Source organism: Nocardia noduli (assembly GCF_019038455.1).
GTDB classification, from domain to species: domain Bacteria; phylum Actinomycetota; class Actinomycetes; order Mycobacteriales; family Mycobacteriaceae; genus Nocardia; species Nocardia noduli.
The window spans coordinates 1-16,084 of sequence record NZ_JAFMPL010000025.1; the positions used below are offsets into that span (position 1 = coordinate 1).

Sequence of the window (16,084 nt, forward strand, 5' to 3'; positions counted from 1 at the left end):
CACCGGCTCCCCCACCCGCACACCGGCCGATCTGGCCGCGGTGCGCCGACAAGAGTCCGAGCGGGCCGCCCGGGTGCTCGGCATCGACGACATCACCCACCTGGGGCTACCGGACGGGCGGGTCGGCGACAACGAGGACCGGCTCGTCGCCCTGCTGAGCGAGCGGATCACGGTCGGCGCGACCGTGGCCGCACCGCTGCGCGACGACGGACATCCCGACCACGAAGCGACCGCACGCGCGGCCATCACGGCCGCACGCCGGCGTGGCGCCCGCGTCATCGAATATCCGATCTGGATGTGGCACTGGTCATTTCCCGCCGACCCCGCCATCGACTGGCCGCGCGCACGACGACTGGAACTACCGTCGACCACCGCCGCGCGCAAACGCGAAGCCGCCGAACACTTCCGGACCCAGACCGAGCCGCTGTCACCCGCTCCGGCCGACCGCGCCGTCCTCCCACCCCATGTTCTCGAACGCCTCCTCGGCCTGGACGAGGTCGTACTGCTATGAGTCCCCGCAGCGATCCGGAATTCTTCGACGCCAAATACCGGGCAGATCCCGACCCCTGGAATTTCGACACCGACTGGTACGAGATCCGCAAACGCACCCTCCTACTGGCGATGCTGCCGCACCCCCACTATCGGGCCGCGCTCGAACCCGGCTGCGCCAACGGACACATCACCACCGAACTCGCCCGACGATGCGACCATGTGACAGCGACCGACATCGCACCGCGCGCCGTGGAATTGACCCGCGCCCGCTGTCGCCAACAACCCAACGTCGACGTCCGAAACTGGGGCCTGGGCCGAATGTGGCACTGGGAGAGGATCTTCGACCTCGTCCTCCTCAGCGAAGTCGCCTACTACCTCCCCACCGACGCGCTCACCCTCGCGATCGAAGACATGGCCGCACACCTCCGACCGCACACCACCGTCGTCCTCTCCCACTGGCGTCACACCGAGAAGGACCACCATCTCGACGGCGACGAGGCGACCGGGATCGCGCTCGCCGCCTTGCCGCACCGATCCGTGGCGCGATATGTCGATGACGATGTGCGCATCGAAGTGGTCACCACGGTCCCGTGAATCCGCCACGTGAACACCCACGGTGGGCATATCACCGAACAGCCGACCAGACAGGGTGATAGAACCATTTGCGGCAGGTGGGGAGTTCTCGATCCCGATAGCGAACGGTAGGAACCGCGTGGACGATCATGATCTGGCAGCAGCGCTCGCGGCTGAGGCCGGGGAATTACTGTGCGATATTCGCGCGGAAGGTGGCGAGGTCGGCGACCGGCGCGCCAACGCGTTGCTGCTGGAACGGCTGGCTCGGGAGCGGCCCGACGACGCGGTGCTGTCGGAGGAGGCGCCCGACGATCCGATTCGCCTCACCCGATCGCGGGTGTGGATCGTCGATCCGCTCGACGGGACCCGCGAATACGGCGAGCCGCCGAGGCAGGACTGGGCCGTGCACGTCGCCCTCGCGGTCGACGGAGTGGCGGTCGTGGGCGCGGTCGCGCTGCCCGCGGTCGGGCTGGTGTTGCATACCGGCTCGGCTCCCGCGCTTCCGGTGGCCGGGCCGGGACCGATCCGGGTCGCGGTCTCGCGGAGCAGGCAGTCCGAGCAGGTGAAACACCTGGTCGACGCGCTGGGCGCGACCACGGTGCCGATGGGGTCGGCGGGGGCCAAGGCCATGGCCGTCGTGCGCGGTGACGCCGACGTGTACGCCCATTCCGGTGGCCAGTACGAATGGGATTCCTGCGCACCGGTCGCGGTCGCGGCGGCCGCGGGACTGCACGTCTCGCGTCTGGACGGGTCGCCGCTGCGCTACAACCGCCCCGACCCCTACCTGCCGGACCTGCTCATCTGCCGACCCGAGCTGGCCGACGACGTCCTGGCGCACGTGCGAGGCCACTGATCCACGGCGCCAAGCCCGCGCGATGTCCGCTCAGACCAGGCCGCCGTTGATCCGAATATTCTGGCCGTTGACCCAGTGCCCGGCCGGACCGGCCAGGAACGCGACGACTTCGGCGATATCGGCCGGGGTGCCGAGCCGTTCGAGCGGGACAGCGGCGGCAAGTCGTGCCACGGTCTGCTCGTCCTTCCCGTCCAGGAACAGTTCCGTGGCGGTGGGGCCGGGCGCGACGGCGTTGACCGTCACGTCGCGGCCGCGCAATTCGCGGGCCAGGATCATGGTGATCGCCTCCACCGCGCCCTTGCTGGCGGCGTAGGCGCTGTATTCCGGGAACGAGGTGCCCACGACCGAGGTCGAGAAGTTGATGATCGCCCCGCCCGGGCGCACCCGGCGGGCGGCCTGCTGATCGACGACGAAGGTGCCGCGGATATTGGTGCGATGCAGGTCGTCGAGTGCGGCCAGGTCGAGGTCGACCAGTGGGCCGAGCACCATGCGGCCCGCGGCGTGCACGACGACGTCGACGCCGCCGAAGGTTTCCTCGGCACGGTCGAAGACGGCGGCGACGGCGACCTCGTCCGCGACGTCTGCCCGCACGGCGATCGCGGTACCGCTCTCGGCCGCCACGGCGGCGACCGCGTCCTCGGCGCCGGACTTGCTCCCGGCGTAGTTCACCACGACGCGGTACCCGTCCCTGGCCAGCCGTTCGACGGTCTGCCTGCCAATGCCCCGCGATCCGCCGGTGACCACGGCGACCCGGTCGACGTGCTGATCATCGGTCATCAAGCGCCTCGTCTCTGTCGGTCGAACACGCGATTGCGGCCGGTCGATCGGTCCGATGCCCGGTGACCATTCTGCGCGTCGCGTCGGCGTCGGTCCACCGTCGGAGAACTCCGAGGCGGCTCCCGCGCAGCGCCGACGACCCCGTCGGCCATCGGAGCGGCGATGTTAGAGTTCGCTCGTGCTCATCGAGGTCGACAGACTCTAGCCGCCACTCGAGGCGGCGGACCCGGGTTGTGCGTTCACCGTGGTGGTGAACGTGTGCAGGCGCGTGCCCTCTTCCGGAGGCGCGACCGCCGACTCGGTCCCGGATCTGCACCGATGCTCACCTGGCGATAGGCCCGATCCCGGCGCCGATCAGCCACGGGAAATCCACCATCGCGCCCTGTCCCCGTCGCCCGGGTTCCCGATCCTTCGCACGGTATTCGCCTGTCGCACTTGTGATTCCGCCATCGGAACATCACCCGGGCGAGACCGCGCGCATCACCTTCCCGAACATCGTCCGGTGCCGCTTCCGCACGCGCGCAGTGCGCCACCCGGGCGAGAACTCGACTGCCCGCACGCGGGCACAAGGAGACAAACGGCATGCCGACCTCATCTGGCATTTCCCTACAGAACGTGTCGTTCGAATGGCCGGACGGCACCACCGCCCTGCACCGGATCGACGGCTTCCTCCCGAACGGGCGTACCGGTGTGGTCGGACGCAACGGCGCGGGCAAATCGACGCTGCTGCGCCTGATCGCGGGGATTCTCACGCCCACCTCCGGGCGTATCGACGTCGCGGGATCCGTCGGATACCTGCCGCAGACATTGACGCTCGGCGTCGACGACACGATCGCGGACCTGCTCGGCATCGCCGACGCGCTCGCCGCCCTCCACGCGATCGAATCCGGCGACGCGGGCGAACACCATTTCGAGGCGATCGGCGACGACTGGGACCTCGAGGCCCGCGCCGAATCAGCCTTGCACGAGATCGGTTTCGGCGCCGCCGATCTCGATCGCCGGGTGGGTGAGATCTCGGGCGGCGAGGCCGTCCTCGTCGCGATCACCGGACTGCGCCTGCGACGCGCCGCCGTCACCCTGCTCGATGAGCCGACGAACAATCTCGATCGCGCGGGACGCGCCCGATTGGCGACCTTCGTCGATTCCTGGCCGGGAGCCTTGGTCGTGGTCAGCCACGATCGCGAACTGCTGGAACGGATGGACCACACCGCGGAGCTGCACGTCGGACGACTGGAGATCTTCGGCGGGCCCTACAGCGCGTGGAAGCACCACGTCGAACAGCGAACGGCCGCGGCCGAGCAGGCCGCCCGCTCCGCCGCGCAGACGCTCAAAGTCGAGAAACGCCAACGGATCGAGGCCGAGACCAAACTCGCCCGCCGGGAACGCTCCGCCAAGGCGACACAGCGACACGGCGGCATCCCGCGCATTCTGGCGGGCAACCGCGCGAGTAAGGCACAGAATTCGGCGGCGACACTGCGCGGCGACCACGACGCGAAGGTGCGCACCGCCGAACAGGCGCTCGACGCGGCAGCCGCACGGGTGCGCCGCGAGGAACACATCCATCTCGAACTGCCCGATCCCGACGTGCCCGCGGGCAGGCGCATCGCCGAACTCCGGGACGGGTCGAGCACCATCGTGGTCCAGGGGCCGGAACGGGTCGCGCTCGTGGGCCCCAACGGCGCCGGGAAGACGACCCTGATCGAGACTCTGCTCGGCATGCGGACCCCGACGACGGGACGTCCGAGCGGCACCCTGTTCACCGACCGGGTCGGCTACCTGCCACAGCGACTGGACGGACTCGTCGAACACGACAGCGCCGTGGAGAACGTGCACGCCGTGGCGACGGCAACCCCGCCCGCGACCATCCGCAATCAACTGGCCCGGCTGCTGCTGCGCGGCGACAGCGTCGACCGGCCGGTGTCGACATTGTCGGGCGGTGAACGTTTCCGGGTCTCGCTGGCGCGGCTGCTGCTCGCCGATCCACCCGCCCAGCTGCTGATACTCGACGAGCCGACCAACAACCTCGACATCGCCAGTGTCGAGCAGTTGGTGGCGGCGCTGGCCGACTATCGGGGCGCGATCCTGGTCGTCGGTCACGACGAGGCGTTCCTCGCCGACATCGGGACCGACATCGTCGTCGAGATCGGCGCGGACGGCGGTCTGCGCCGACTCACCCCGGACGAGGCGTTCGGCGACCGACCGGCGTAATCCCCCGCCACGGCTCGATCGGCCGTGACCGGCTCGCGAGTAGGGTCCACCACGGGGACCAGCCGTCCCCCGTGGACCCGGAGGAGGAGTGCCGCATCATGTCGCTGTTCGGGCGTGACACCGAGCTGAAAGACCTGGCCGCACTCCTCTACGGTCCGCACGACCGCGGTGGCGCCCTGATCGTGGGCGAAGCGGGAATCGGCAAATCCGCGCTGGCGGAGGAGACGGTCGCGGCCGCGGCCGTCGCGGGTGTACGGGTGCTGCGCACCGCGGGAACCGAAGCCGAGCAGTATTTCGGCTACGCCGGATTGCATCGACTGCTGCACCCGCTGCGGGGCGCGTTCGACACCCTGCCGAAACGCCAATACGACGCACTGGCAGCCGCTTTCGGCCTCGCGGACACCGCGGACGAGCCGAGCGTCTACCTGGTCGCGCTCGCGACGCTGACACTGCTGGTCGACGCGGGCGCCGAGCGTCCGCTGCTCGTCGTCGCCGAGGACGTGCAGTGGCTCGACGCGGCCACCGTCGAGGTGATCGCCTTCCTGTCGCGGCGCATCGATACCGAGCCCGTCGTCGTGATCGCCACGCTGCGCGCCGGCGGTTCCTCGGCCCTCGACGACACCGGATTGACCCCGGTGCGTCTGGAAGGTCTGTCCGACGAACACGCGAGGGCCCTGCTGAACGTCACCGCGCCGGGACTTACGGCGCCGGTCCGTGACCGGCTGCTGGCCGAGGCGGCCGGAAATCCACTCGCGCTGACCGAACTGGCCTCTGCCGCCGCCGATCTCGATGAACTTCCGACAGCGATGCCACTCACCGAACGGTTGCGCCGCGCATTCGCCGCCCGAGGTCTCGCACTCCCCGAGTCGACCCGTTCGGCACTGCTCGTCGCCGCGCTGAACGACAGCGATTCGATCGCCGAGACGCTGGCCGCGACCGCCGCCGTCGTCGGGTCCGCGCCGAGCGAAGGCGAAACCCTCGGCCCCGCGATCGACGCCGGGATGGTCACCGCCGACGCGGGCACCGTGACCTTCCGGCATCCGCTGATGCGGTCGGCGATCATCTCCTCGGCCACCGACGAGCAGCGCGGGCGGGTGCACTCGGCGCTCGCCGAGATCCTCGGTCACACGCCGGACCGTCGCATCTGGCATCGGGCCGCGAGTGTGTCCGGTCCCGACGAACAGGTGGCGGTCGAACTGGACGGCGTCGCCGAACGAGCCAGACATCCCGGTGCCGCGGTCGCGGCCCGGCAACGGGCGGCCGAGCTGAGCGCCGACGCGGGCCGACGCGTGGATCGCCTACTCGAAGCGGCGGAGGCGGCAGTGCAGGCCGGGCGTCGCGACACCGCCGAACAGTTGGTGCGCACCACGGGCACACTGTCGCCGACGCCGAGGCAGCACGCCACCGCGCACTGGCTGCTCAGCGGATTCGAGGACGGACTGCGCGAAGATCTCTCCCGCATCGGCGAATTGGCCACATTGGCGAGTTCGGTCGCCGCCGACGGCTACACCGACGCGGCGATGCGCATCCTCTGGGGTGCCGCGATGCGCTGTTTCTGGTCCGAGCCCGGCGCCGATATCCGACGGAGATTGCTCGCCGTCGCCGACGGCCTTCCCGTGCCCGACGATGATCCGCGACTGGTCGCGGTCGCCGCCTACGTCGCGCCCGTCGAGCGCGGAGCTCGCGTGCTGGGACATCTGCGCGTGTTGGCCGCCGATACCGGACGCGATCCGGAGGTCGACCGGTTCCTCGGTAGCGCGGCGTTGCAGGTCGGCGCGTTCGACCTCGCCGCCCGTTTCGCGGCCGCGGCCGCACCCGGACTGCGCGCCGGGGGCCGACTCGGGGCGCTGCCGCGTGCGCTCACCGTGCTGGCGTGGAGTTCGGCGCGCCTCGGCGATCTCGCCGCCGCGGCGCCCGTCGCGGCGGAGGCCGAAGCACTCGCCCAGGAGACCGGCCAACCGTTCATGCACGGGCTCGCCGTCGCGGTGCGCGCCGAGATCGCCGCGCTGCACGGCGACTACGCGCGGTCGGCGACCCTCGCCGCGGACGCCGAACGCATCGGACTCGCGGCGGGCGCGCGGCCGGTGCTGGCCACCGCCGCTCTGGCGCGCGGACTGGCGGCGCTGGGTGAGGGCCGGTTCGACGACGCCTTCGCCGAATTGCGCCGGATACACGACCCGGCCGATCCCGCCTACACACCCGCGCTGCGCTCGTACTTCCTCGCCGAACTGACCGAGGCCGCGGTGCGCGGCGGGCAGTCCGACGCCGTGCGGGAGCTGTTGGCCGAGCTGGAACCGACCACGAGGACGACGCCGTCACCCGCGTTGCACATCGGATTCCGCTACGCGCGCGCCCTGCTCGCCACCGAGGACGCCGAGGGCTTGTTCACCGCGGCACTGGCCGCCGATCTCACCGGCTGGCCCGCCGAACGCGCCCGGCTACAGCTGGCCTACGGCGAATGGCTGCGCAGGCAACGCAGGGTGGTCGAATCCCGCGCCCGCCTGCGCGCCGCCAGGCAGACTTTCGACGCACTCGGCTTCGCCGCCTGGAGCGAACGAGCCCGGCTCGAATTGCGCGGCGCGGGCGAGTCCAGTCCGGACCGAAGCCCCGACGCGGGCGAACGGCTGACCCCGCACGAATTCAGCATCGCGCGACTGGCGGCCCAGGGCCTGACGAACCGGGAGATCGGACAGCGACTGTTCCTGTCGCACCGCACCGTCAGCACCCACCTGCACCGGATCTTCCCCAAACTCGGAGTCAGCTCACGGACCGATCTGGCCGCACTCCTCCCCGACCCGCCGGGTACGCCGCAACGACCACTCGTGGGCGATGACGGACGGTGACGTCCGCGGGTGACTACGTCATCCGACGCCACCGCGCGCCCACCGGTGTCGTCGGCCGGTTCGACCCCTGTCCGGCACATCTTCGGCGGGCTGATCCGGCACGATGCCCGATCCGGCACTCGACCTCGACACGCCGGACATGACCGAGCCGTTCATCCGATCGGCCGCGACAGGCGGCGAAGATACGTCATCGCGGCGTCATCCGACGGATTCGCCGGGGTGTCCGAAAGAGCGATGCTCGACAGGCATCCGGACCCACCGCCCGGAACCGCAGACGACATCAACCCGGTCCGACGACACGGCCGCGACCACCATTTTCGAGGAGCACGCCATGACCACCGTCCGTTTCCACCTCGTGTCGACCCTGTCCCCGGCCGAGGTCGTCCAGGTGCTCACCGACTTCGGACCCACCCGCGCCGACACGTGGCCGACGATCGACGCCGACCATTTCGTCGTCCACGACCGTGGCGAGAGCTGGGCCGAGGTCACCGAGGGCACCGCGGCGGCCTGGGAACGCGCCCGCTACGAATGGGATCCGGCCCGGGGCATCGTCACCATCGCGACCCTGGATTCCAAACTCTTCGGCGCGGGCGGCGGCTGGGTCTTCCTGGCACGCCGCGAATCGGCGGGCACCCGCGTCGACGTCGAACTGACGCGCACGCCACGCGCCGTCAAAGGCAAGGTGCTGGCGGCGCTGCTGCCCCTGGTCGGTCCGTCCGCCCTGCGCAAATCCTTCGCGGGTCCGCTGCGCGCGGCCTGACACCCGGTCGGAACCCCGGACAAGCCACCACCGGTTGGTGGCCCGACGAAACGGAGAAAGCTGTGGCGAAAACGTGGCTCGTCACCGGAACCTCACGAGGGTTCGGCCGTGAGCTCGCCCGAGCCGTCCTCACGCGCGGTGACAACCTCGTCGCGACCGCGCGGCGACCGGAAGAACTGACCTTCGTCGGCGACAACGTTCGCACGTTCGAACTCGATGTCACCGACGCGAACGCGGCACGTGCCGCCGTCGACTTCACCCTTGCCGAATTCGGCGCCCTCGACGTGGTGGTCAACAACGCTGGGTACGCGAACAGCGCGCCCATCGAGGAGATGGACGACACCGACTTCCGGAATCAGATCGAAACGAATTTCTTCGGCGTGGTCAACCTCACCCGCGCCGCACTGCCCGTGCTGCGACGACAGCGCTCGGGGTGGTTCGTGCAGTTCTCCTCCGTCGGCGGACGTGTCGGCGGCACACCGGGCATGGGCGCCTACCAGTCCGCGAAATTCGCCGTGGAGGGCTTCTCGGAGGTGCTGGCCAACGAGGTACGGCCCTTCGGCGTGCAGGTCCTGATCGTCGAGCCTGGAGCCTTTCGCACCGACTGGCAGGGTTCGTCGATGCGGTTACCCGCCGTGGGAGCCGACTACGAGTCCACCGTGGGCGAGATCAACCGCTACCGGCGCGACAACGACGGCACGCAGCCGGGCGATCCCGCTCGCGCGGCGAACGTGATCATCGATGTGATCGAATCCGACGATCCCCCACGACGACTTCTCCTCGGCGCCGGGGCCGTCGAGATGGCCCGCGAATCGTCCGTCGAACGCGCGGCGGAGGCCGAGAGGTGGGCGGCCATGAGCCGATCCGCGGACTTTCCCGCCGAACGGTAGCGATCGGCGCCGAACTCGATCTCGCCGTCCGCGGGGCGGCGGCACCCGGTCCGCGCCGGAGCCGAGTTCTGTGGGTCGGTGACCTCACGATGTGCAGGAGGTGGTAGACCATTGTTCCCCGAGGACTGGCTCCCGGCCGAAGGTGATGTGCACCTGCGTATCTGGCTGGACGAGATGTGCGCCGACTACACGGCCAGCGTCGAGGCGGCACGACATCTGATCCGCGACTGGTGGCGAAGGCATTGGTGCACAATCGAATTGGTTCGGCCGACCGGCGGCGGCCATCATCCGTTCCCACGCCTGCCGTACGAGCGACTGTTCCTCGAACCATGAGCGCGTCGCGGACGGTCGCGCGGTGAACACGGTGGCGACGCCCGGGGTGGCTCTCGTGGTCCTGTGCGCGGTCATGGTCGCGGCGACCGCCGTGGTGTACCGGGTGGCTCGATTGGGATCGGTCACGGTGGCCCCCGCCGCCGCGCTGCGCGGGGCCGCCCAACTCACCGCGGTGGCGTTTATCCTGGCGGCGGCACTGGCGCATCTGTGGTCCTCGATCGCGGTGCTGGTGGTGATGTTCGGCGCCGCGGTGGCGACCTCGGCGCGCAGGGCGGATGCGGGATGGTCGGCGATATGGCTGACCCTCGCACTGGGCGCCGGACTCACGGCCGTGCTTCCGGCCATGCTGCTCAGCGGGGTGGTTCCGCTCGAGGGCGTCGCGCTGGTCCCGATCGGGGGAATCGTGCTCGGCGGCACCATGAGCGCGACATCGCTGGCGGCGCGAAAGGCACTGGACACGATCGAACAGCGTTGGGGCGAGGTGGAGGCCGCGCTGAGCCTCGGACTGTCCGAACGCGACGCACGACTGGAGGTCGTCCGCGCCACCGCCGCCGACGCGCTGCTGCCCGGCGTCGATCAGATGCGCACGGTCGGATTGGTCACGTTACCGGGCGCTTTCGTCGGCGTACTCGTCGCGAGCGGTTCCGCGACGCAGGCGGGAGCCGTGCAGATCCTGGTACTCGTCGGCCTGCTGCTCGCCCAGTCCTGCGCTGTCGCCGTCACAATCGAGCTGATCGCCCGCGTCAAGGTACACCGCTCTGCGGCGCATCCCGGCGTCCGACCGCGAGCAGCCTCGAGGAAACCGCCGCCCACGCCTGTGTTTGGGGCGCTCGTGCCCGGGTATCGCGGCGCGACACAGTCGAGCCGATCGGGATGAGTATGGCGAACAGGGAACTCGCGGTCACGGTGACCATGGACGAACACGACTGGCTTCTGCTCGAGCAAGCGGCCGACTGCGCCGGAATGACGGTACCGGCCTATATCAGTTGGAACGCCCGCCTCCTGGCCCAACAGGCACGGCCCGGCGCGGGCGCTGCGCGTCGACGCCTGCCCGCACGCGCACGGCGCGCTCGTAGGGTGGCCGACGAGACCGAGGAACAAGCATGGGCGCAATCGTTCTCCGAGCGTTTGACCCGCCGCACGGACCTCTACCGCGACGAACCGTACCGCTGATTCCGGCTCGGATATCAGCGCCACGTATGCACCAGGTATTGCGCGTGTCACTCCGAAGTTGCCGTCGACGGCACCGTAATGATCTTCACCGAGGCCCGAACCGCTCCGGCCTAAGTCGCCCACCCGGTGTCGAACCGCGCCGCCCGGTCCGATCCGTCGGCCGCGACCCACCCGGCTCCCGACGCGAAACCAATTGCCCCCACGGCACGTCGACCGGTCGGGTGGGCTCCCGAACACGCGAATATCGCGAATGCGCCGCGATTCGGGTATCAGTTACGATGATGCATCATGATTCACAGTCGTACAGCTGGCATTTCAGTTGCCAGGTGTTTACGGTGAATGGTGTTGGTATTCCAGCATTGCTCGATCTCTGGAAAGGAGGGCTTCATGGTCTTCACCCTTCGTGTACCGAGTGCCATTGCCCAAAGGCCCACCTGGTCACGTGTCGTCTCGATCCTCGGAAGCGCGTCCGCGCCGCGGACTCCGTCGACGGCGAACGAATCCGCCCACGTCACGGTCGGTATTCGCGAGACCGCCGCCCACTGAGGTCGCACCGAGGGCAGCGCACGCGATTCGTCCGTGTACCAGCCGAACTCGGGAATTCCGCAGCACAGACGCCGGGCGAGCCCCGCAACGGTGCGATCGCCGCCACGTCGACACCGCGCGACCTCATCCCGCCTATCACGACCCCGCTCGAAATATTCGAGCGGGGTTCGCGCATTCCACCAACCCCCGAACCGGGTTCCGCGCGGTCGGCAGCTCCGCGTCGAGACCGATGCCCGCACCGGCAGCATGGGCCCGGCGCGACAATACGGTCGTACTAGGCGAACTCAGCCCACACGCCCGGATCACCCTGCCCACAGAGCCGTCTCGACATCTTCCGGCACATCGTTGCATTCGACGCATCCACGCGTGCCGTGCCGGAATATCGACCACGACAACGGTGCATCGAATGTCGAAACGATACCGGGACGTCACGATTCGGCATCGATGTCGTTGGCGCACCGCGAGATCGATCCGCCCACGACCGGTTCTCGCTCGAACACTTGCCGGCCACTCGACGTCGACATGCTCGCGGCCGCGGGATCTGTTGCCACATGAAGATTCGCCGCGGTCAGCCCGGTTGTACGAGTCTGGTTTCATAGGCGTAGATCGCCGCCTGTGTGCGATCACGCAGGCGCAATTTGTCCAGGACGCGCCCGACGTGGGTTTTCACGGTCTGCTCGGATATGACCAGTTCCGCGGCGATTTCGGCATTGGAAAGACCGCGTGCGATCAAGGTCAGCACGGTGGTCTCGCGCGCGGTCAGTCGCGCAGGCGGCGCGACCTCCGGTCTGTGGCCGGGCGGGCGACGGGCGATCTCGGCCAAAAGCCTGCGGGTGACCGAGGGCGCGAGCATGGCCTCACCCCGGGTCACGACGCGGATCGCTTCGGCCAGAGCGGACGCGGAAGCATCCTTGAGCAGAAATCCACTGGCACCGGCCCGCAACGCCGCATAGACGTATTCGTCGAGATCGAAGGTGGTGAGCATGATGATCTTCGCGGAATTGCCCGAAACGGTCAGCCGCTCGGTCGCCGCCACGCCGTCCAGGACCGGCATGCGCACGTCCATGAGGACGATGTCGGGTCGCAGTTCTTCGGCGGCATCGACAGCCGCGGCGCCGTCGACGGCCTGACCGACCACCTCGATTCCCGGTTGGGCGTCGATCAGTACCGCGAGTCCTTCCCGCACCAAACGCTGATCGTCGGCGATCAGCACGCGGATCGTGGTCATCGCGGGTCCGTGACCGGCAGCGTCGCGGCCACCCGGAACTGTCCGCTGGGCGTCGGGCCGACGGTCATGGTGCCGCCGTGCAACGAAACACGTTCACGCATACCGATCAGCCCATGACCCGCGCCGGAGTCGATGACCGGCACGCCGTCGTTGTCGACTTCGATGCGCACCTCGTCATCGGCCACCACGACACACACCCGGATCGCGGTGCCGGGAGCGTGCCGGACCGCATTGCTCATCGCCTCCTGCACGATTCGATACGCCGACAGTTCGACACCGGGGGTCAGCGACTCATACCTTCCGCTGACTTCCATGTCGACGCTGGTTCCGGTAGCGCGCACGGAGTCGGCCAATCGGTCCACCTCCGCCAGGGTCGGTTGCGGCAGGACCCCCGTGTCCTCGGAACGCAGTACGCCCAGTATCCGCCTCATCTCGCCCAACGCGGTGACCGCGCTTTCGCGAATGGCCACCAGTGTCTGCGGTGTCGTCGCCGGATCCCGGAACCGCGCCGCCTCGGCCTGGATCGCGATCACCGACATATGGTGTGCCACCACGTCGTGGAGTTCGCGGGCGATTTTCGCCCGTTCGGCCAGCACCGCCGAATGTGCGCGTTCGTGGCGCAGACTGCGCCGCGCCGCGGTCAGCCCGTGCACCGCGGCCCCGGCGACCATGACGAGGCCTGCCAGCACACCCAGTTCCAGCACACCCGAAATTCCGTCGGGTGGCCGCATTCCGACCGCCAGCGCCCCGCCTGCGGCGACCGTCGCGGCCCAACATCCCGCCGCGCCCCGCACACCGACCCGCAGCGACACCACACCGAGGACGATCAGGTAGCTGTTGAACATCGCGTCGACCCACAGGCTCCCACTCACCCACACCGAGGACGACACGACGGCGGCTGTCGACGTCGCCCACGCGGCGGGCGGCACCCGCAATGCGAGCACCACCGACAATGCCTGTACCAGCGCGGCGCCGAGCGCTTGCCGGTCCGACAGGGCGGTGTCGGAGTCCAAGGTGTGCAACACGATCGCGAAGACCCCCACCGCCGCCGCCAGGGTGGCAGCGACGAGTGCCGCACCGGGTGCCGACGCTGCCACGACGTGGCGTTTCATACGTCCCTGGCCTCGAACAGCCGGACCGCGCCCACGAATCCGATCACGACGAATCCGCACAGCGCCACGAGGGCACCCCACCCGCCGAGCCACCCGGCCGCGACGGTGGGCGCGTCCGAACCGCTCGCCAATTCGGCGACCACGGCCGCCGGGCCGGAACCCGAAATCCAGCGCCCCGACTCTCCGAACAGCGGACCGATCAGATCCGGCAGGATCGGCACGGCGAGCATGATCGCCACCGCAGCGGCCGAGCTGCGCACGAGCGCGGCGACCGCCACACCGAGGCAGGCCGACGCGGTGTAGCAGAACGCGATACCGAACAGTGCGGGAAAGACCGCGCCGGTCGGATATCTCGTCGAGTCGAGCACCGCCCTCCCGAGCAGCACCGCCGCACCGGTGGCCGCGCAACCGACGATCGTCGCGACCGACGCCGCCACCGCCGCTTTCGCGCCGAGCACGACGAAACGACGCGGGGTCGCCGCCAGCACCGCGCGCATCGTTCCCGCCGAATACTCCGTAGTCACCAGCAGCGCGCCCCACCCGCCGATCAGAGCGACGCCCAGCACGGCACCGCTCGACGCACCGCCGAAAACGGTGTCGTCGGGCGGCAGACTCTCGGTCAGCCCGACCAGGACAGCGACCGCGGGAGCGACGCAGAACGCGATCACCGGCAGCACGGCCAGCGAACGGACCGAGACCATCTTGGCCACCTCGGACCGGATCTGCGCCCACCACATCACGCCACCTCCCCATGTCGGTACTGCCCGTGCGGTGCGACCATCTCGGTGTAGACGTCTTCGAGCGTCGCCCGGACCGTTGCCAATTCGGTGACGACGATGCCGAGTTCGACGGCCCTGGCACCGATAGTCGCCACCGGTAACCCGTGCACCAGCAGTCCGTCGCCGTCACGTTCGACAGTCGCGCCGTCCACGATCAGCGCCGCCGTCAGGCGATCGTCCGCGAGACTGCGAACGCGGACGGTGTGCGGCGAATGCCTGGCGAGGAAATCCGCCATCGGTTCGTCGGCCAGTATTCTGCCCGCCCCGATGACCAGTAGACGATCGGCGCTCGATTGCATTTCACTCATGACGTGACCGGCGACCAATACCGTGCGGCCCTGCGCCGCCATCTCGTGTAGCAGCGTGCGCAGCCATCGGATGCCTTCGGTGTCGAGCCCGTTCATCGGCTCGTCCAGGATCAGTATCTCCGGATCCCCCAGCAGCGCCGCCGCGATACCGAGTCGCTGCCGCATACCGAGCGAGAACCCGCCGACCCGACGCCGTGCGACCGATGTCAATCCCACGAGTTCGAGCACTTCGTCGACACGCCGGGCACGGATCGCGTTGCTGTGCGCGAGCATCACCAGGTGCGCCCGCGCGGTGCGCCCGCCGTGCACCGCGCCCGCGTCGAGCAGCGCGCCGACGGTGCGCAGCGGGTGACGCAATTCGCGATAGTGCCGCCCGCCGACGCGTACCGCGCCCGCACTCGGACGGTCGAGGTCCAGCATCATTCGCATGGTCGTCGATTTGCCGGACCCGTTCGGACCGAGAAATCCGGTCACCGTGCCCGGGCCGACCCGGAACGTCACACCGGACACCGCCGGTGTGCCGCCGAAGACTTTCGTGAGATTCGTTGCCTCGATCACCCGGTCAACGCTAGAAAACCGGGAACGCGAGCACATCCCGCGCGGGAGTGGTTTCCTGATGTCCCTCTCAGGTATCACACGCGCCCGGCGCTCCGGTTGGCTCAGTTCTTCCGGAAATGGGTCAGGAGGTATTCGGCGACCGTTCCCGGACGTTCGGCCTGGAGGAAATGGCCGCATCGGGGTATGAGCACCGATTCCGCGCCGACGCTGTCGGACAGCGCCCGCTGCAAGCAGGGATGCACGCATCCGTCGTCGGCGCCCGCGAGAGCCAGGGTGGGCAGGGCGGCGGGTGGGGCGGTGAGTACCCGGTAGAAATCGCGGGTTTCGGGGCGGTGCGCGCGAAACAGCGCGCGGTAGTACCTGGTGGTGGCCCAGCCGAGGCGACGGTCGTTGAAGACGGCGCGGACCGGGGCGAATTGGGTTTCGGTGAACGCCCATCCCGGCGACCAACGCGACCAGAGCGCGCGCACGAGCGCCGCGTCCGAACGCGCGAGCAGGCGCGGCGACAGCCCGGACTGCGTCAGACCGATATAGGACGACATCACCGCCTGTTTCGGCAGATACGGCAGCGAACGCGCCCCAGTCGTGGCCGACCAGATGCGCGGGCGCGCCACCGAGGCAGCGGTGCCAGATCGCGATGTCCTCGGCCGC

16 protein-coding genes are annotated in these 16,084 nt (G+C 69.3%); 10 read left to right on the forward strand and 6 right to left on the reverse strand.

Features of this window, described 5'->3' with window-relative positions; translation table 11 throughout:
- The 3 genes from JZ792_RS16385 to JZ792_RS16395 all read left to right on the forward strand — a co-directional run.
- Nucleotides 1-511, forward strand: a 511-nt coding sequence (locus tag JZ792_RS16385; protein ID WP_216911329.1) for a PIG-L deacetylase family protein, incomplete at its 5' end; no start/stop codon positions are given.
- Nucleotides 508-1,086: a class I SAM-dependent methyltransferase gene (locus tag JZ792_RS16390; RefSeq protein WP_216911330.1), complete on the forward strand. Its 579-nt coding sequence runs from the start codon at nucleotides 508-510 to the stop codon at nucleotides 1,084-1,086. The genes JZ792_RS16385 and JZ792_RS16390, both read left to right, overlap by 4 nt.
- Before the next feature lie 118 nt (nucleotides 1,087-1,204).
- Nucleotides 1,205-1,918 carry an inositol monophosphatase family protein gene (locus JZ792_RS16395; RefSeq protein ID WP_216911331.1) on the forward strand — a complete coding sequence of 238 codons (714 nt, stop codon included), beginning with the start codon at nucleotides 1,205-1,207 and terminating at the stop codon, nucleotides 1,916-1,918.
- Between the two features lie 30 nt (nucleotides 1,919-1,948).
- Here the strand turns inward: JZ792_RS16395 and JZ792_RS16400 are convergent, their stop codons facing one another.
- Nucleotides 1,949-2,695, reverse strand: a complete 747-nt coding sequence (locus JZ792_RS16400) for an SDR family oxidoreductase (protein WP_216911332.1) — start codon at nucleotides 2,693-2,695, stop codon at nucleotides 1,949-1,951.
- Nucleotides 2,696-3,277: 582 nt separating this feature from the next.
- Here JZ792_RS16400 and JZ792_RS16405 point away from each other — a divergent pair.
- The 7 genes from JZ792_RS16405 (at nucleotide 3,278) to JZ792_RS16435 (ending at nucleotide 10,902) form a co-directional block, all read left to right on the forward strand.
- Entirely contained in the window at nucleotides 3,278-4,903 is a 1,626-nt protein-coding gene (locus JZ792_RS16405; RefSeq protein WP_216911333.1) for an ABC-F family ATP-binding cassette domain-containing protein, read from the forward strand.
- Nucleotides 4,904-5,001: 98 nt separating this feature from the next.
- On the forward strand, nucleotides 5,002-7,746 hold the full coding sequence (locus JZ792_RS16410; protein ID WP_216911334.1) for a helix-turn-helix transcriptional regulator: 2,745 nt from the start codon (nucleotides 5,002-5,004) through the stop codon (nucleotides 7,744-7,746).
- 331 nt (nucleotides 7,747-8,077) lie between these two features.
- Nucleotides 8,078-8,506: a hypothetical protein gene (locus JZ792_RS16415; protein ID WP_216911335.1), complete on the forward strand. Its 429-nt coding sequence runs from the start codon at nucleotides 8,078-8,080 to the stop codon at nucleotides 8,504-8,506.
- A 62-nt stretch (nucleotides 8,507-8,568) separates the two neighbouring features.
- A complete protein-coding gene (locus JZ792_RS16420) occupies nucleotides 8,569-9,396 on the forward strand; it encodes an SDR family NAD(P)-dependent oxidoreductase (protein WP_216911336.1) in 828 nt (275 codons plus the stop codon).
- 111 nt (nucleotides 9,397-9,507) lie between these two features.
- Complete coding sequence (locus tag JZ792_RS16425; protein WP_216911337.1) at nucleotides 9,508-9,729, forward strand: hypothetical protein; 222 nt, start codon at nucleotides 9,508-9,510, stop codon at nucleotides 9,727-9,729.
- A 22-nt stretch (nucleotides 9,730-9,751) separates the two neighbouring features.
- The gene (locus tag JZ792_RS16430; RefSeq protein WP_308165326.1) at nucleotides 9,752-10,606 is read left to right on the forward strand and encodes an ABC transporter permease; all 855 of its coding nucleotides are present in this window, start codon (nucleotides 9,752-9,754) and stop codon (nucleotides 10,604-10,606) included.
- The gene (locus JZ792_RS16435; protein WP_216911338.1) at nucleotides 10,603-10,902 is read left to right on the forward strand and encodes a hypothetical protein; all 300 of its coding nucleotides are present in this window, start codon (nucleotides 10,603-10,605) and stop codon (nucleotides 10,900-10,902) included. The genes JZ792_RS16430 and JZ792_RS16435 overlap by 4 nt, the downstream gene beginning before the upstream one ends.
- Nucleotides 10,903-12,016: 1,114 nt before the next feature.
- Here JZ792_RS16435 and JZ792_RS16440 read toward each other — a convergent pair.
- The 5 genes from JZ792_RS16440 to JZ792_RS16460 form a co-directional block, all read right to left on the reverse strand.
- On the reverse strand, nucleotides 12,017-12,676 hold the full coding sequence (locus JZ792_RS16440) for a response regulator (RefSeq protein WP_216911339.1): 660 nt from the start codon (nucleotides 12,674-12,676) through the stop codon (nucleotides 12,017-12,019).
- Nucleotides 12,673-13,788, reverse strand: coding sequence for a sensor histidine kinase (locus JZ792_RS16445; RefSeq protein WP_216911340.1), 1,116 nt, complete (start codon nucleotides 13,786-13,788; stop codon nucleotides 12,673-12,675). The genes JZ792_RS16440 and JZ792_RS16445 overlap by 4 nt, the downstream gene beginning before the upstream one ends.
- Nucleotides 13,785-14,525 (reverse strand): ABC transporter permease subunit, encoded by a 741-nt coding sequence (locus tag JZ792_RS16450; protein WP_216911341.1) that lies wholly within the window; start codon nucleotides 14,523-14,525, stop codon nucleotides 13,785-13,787. The genes JZ792_RS16445 and JZ792_RS16450 overlap by 4 nt, the downstream gene beginning before the upstream one ends.
- Complete coding sequence (locus tag JZ792_RS16455) at nucleotides 14,525-15,433, reverse strand: ABC transporter ATP-binding protein (protein ID WP_216911342.1); 909 nt, start codon at nucleotides 15,431-15,433, stop codon at nucleotides 14,525-14,527. The genes JZ792_RS16450 and JZ792_RS16455 overlap by 1 nt, the downstream gene beginning before the upstream one ends.
- Nucleotides 15,434-15,534: 101 nt before the next feature.
- Entirely contained in the window at nucleotides 15,535-16,047 is a 513-nt protein-coding gene (locus tag JZ792_RS16460; protein ID WP_216911343.1) for an alpha/beta fold hydrolase, read from the reverse strand.
- Nucleotides 16,048-16,084 lie beyond the last annotated feature (37 nt).